A 2227-nucleotide genomic window follows, 5' to 3' on the forward strand; every position below is an offset into this window, starting at 1 on the left:
CATAATAGTTATCAAAAAATTTTCTTCTATTAATATCATATGATGGTATATTTCTAAGTTCTGATTCACTTAAATTTTCAAGTGTTGAATTTTCTTTAAATTTAACCTTATATCTTTGATTTCCTATTTCTTCTAAATTAATAAATAAATTGTTTAATGATGTATTTTTAATATTATATCCATTTTTAGAAATTATAGGTATTAATTCTTTTGTTAAAATAGATGGATCTGTGAAATATAGTTCTAATTTTCCAATAGAATTAAATTTATCAGTATTTAAAGTTTTACCTGCAACTATTGTTAAGTTAGAATCTTTTAATCCTATATATTCTTTTATAGTTGTATTATCAGTTATAGTTACCTTACCTGAAGATATTATATTATTTTTTATATCTATATTTCCGTTGAGATCCTTAGAACTTATACGTAGTGTTGCATTTTTTGAAACTAAATATCTTGATAGACTATCATTTGCTAGTACTAATGTTCCATCTAATATTTCAGTATCCGTTGTATAATTTTGCTTTCCACTAAGTGTTATTTGTCCTTTCCCTGCTTTTCTCAAACCTGCTTGTTTAACATTTGCATAAAAATTTCTTTCGCTATCAATTACACGTGGTACACGATATTGATATTTTTTAACTTTAGGATATGATTTACTAAATTGTGCGTTATATTCAATTATATCACTGTCTAAACTATTCCCATCTCCTTCTAAACCTGATGATATATCATTTTCCCATTTAGCTATTGTTCCATTTGGTATATCAAGATAAAAGAAAATGTTGCCTTTTTTATCATAAATCTTCTCATACATTCCATTAAAGTATTTACTTTCTTCAATAAGTCCTGCATTAAGATTAGAAATTCCCTTCATAGCTTTATTGTAATTAACAACTCCCCAACCTGTAAGATTTGATAAATAACCACTATCATCTCTATCTGCTGTTGTAAGAATTATTTGTTTTATCTGTGTATAAGTTAAAAATGGATATCTTTCTTTTAGATCGTATGCAAGTTTAGCAATACGAGGAGCAGAAAAACTTGAACCAACTCTATAATCACGTTGATTTTTTTCATTTAAATATTCAATATAGCCGTTAGTTGATACTGTGTTTGCTCTTTGAAGTAGAGGTTTTGTATCATAAGTTATTTTTTCATTGTTATCAATATATTTAGGTTCGTAATATTTTTTTTCATTAGTATTGTATATATTAACAAAATTATTTTTATTGTTATCATGTATTACATCTTCAGAAAATATATTTTTAGCAAATATAACTTCACTTCTTGCCATTTTTTGTAATTCTGGTGACATAATTTGATAATTAAGTGCAGATTCATTAGGAGTCCAGAAATTATTTAATCCTATTTCACCATTTCCGATAGATACAATCTTTAATTGCTTATTATCTCTATATTTATCATAAAAAATTAAATTAGAGTAATTTGCTATATCTGCTATATAGTCTTTAGAGTTAGCTATATTATTTATATATATTTGTGTATTAGTAAGTTTTGCAAAATTATTTGTAAATCTTTTTTGAACTCCAAATGATAAATTAAGTATCCCTTCTACATTAACCATAGAATCTAAATCTTTATTACTATACATAAATATATTATGGTTATATGTTGTATTATCTGGTTTAAATTCTCCTAAATAAGGATTAGATAATAAAAATGATTTAAGAACTAATTTAGAATGAAGTTCACTATCTGAATTTATTTTTCTTCCAACATTTTTAGGTATAGTTACATTAGCATATTTTCTGTATTCTTCTATTGGCAATGTAGGTGAAATTTCAAAAATATGTACTTTATTTTCATTAACCTTATATACATCTTTTGATTTAATTGTTTCAAAATCTATATTAATATCTGAAGAATTAACTTTATCAATAGCCTTACTTTTAATATGACCTGATACATCATCTGTATATTTAAGTGAATTAGAATTTGAAGTAGGCTTAGTATATCCTGATTCATTTAGCATATCTTGTGTAATAACATCATTAGTAGTTGTGCTAATATTTTTAAATATATATGCAACTTTTTCTTCGTTTGTTAAATTAGAAAAATTATCATTATTATTAACATCATCATTAGGATTTACATTAGAATCGTGACTATTACCATTAGGAGTATCTGTATCAGTATTTCCATTAGGTGTATCCTGCTTATTATTATCACTAGGTTTTATTTCAGATTCTGGATTTTTACCATT

The 2227-nt window shown here is 24.5% G+C and carries 1 protein-coding gene; it reads right to left on the bottom strand.

The window, feature by feature from the left end; all coding sequences use genetic code 11:
• Positions 1–2227: S8 family serine peptidase (locus tag ACWYO2_RS05805; RefSeq protein WP_455515535.1), on the bottom strand; the 2227-nt coding region annotated here is incomplete at both ends.

The organism is Pseudostreptobacillus sp. (assembly GCF_977040545.1).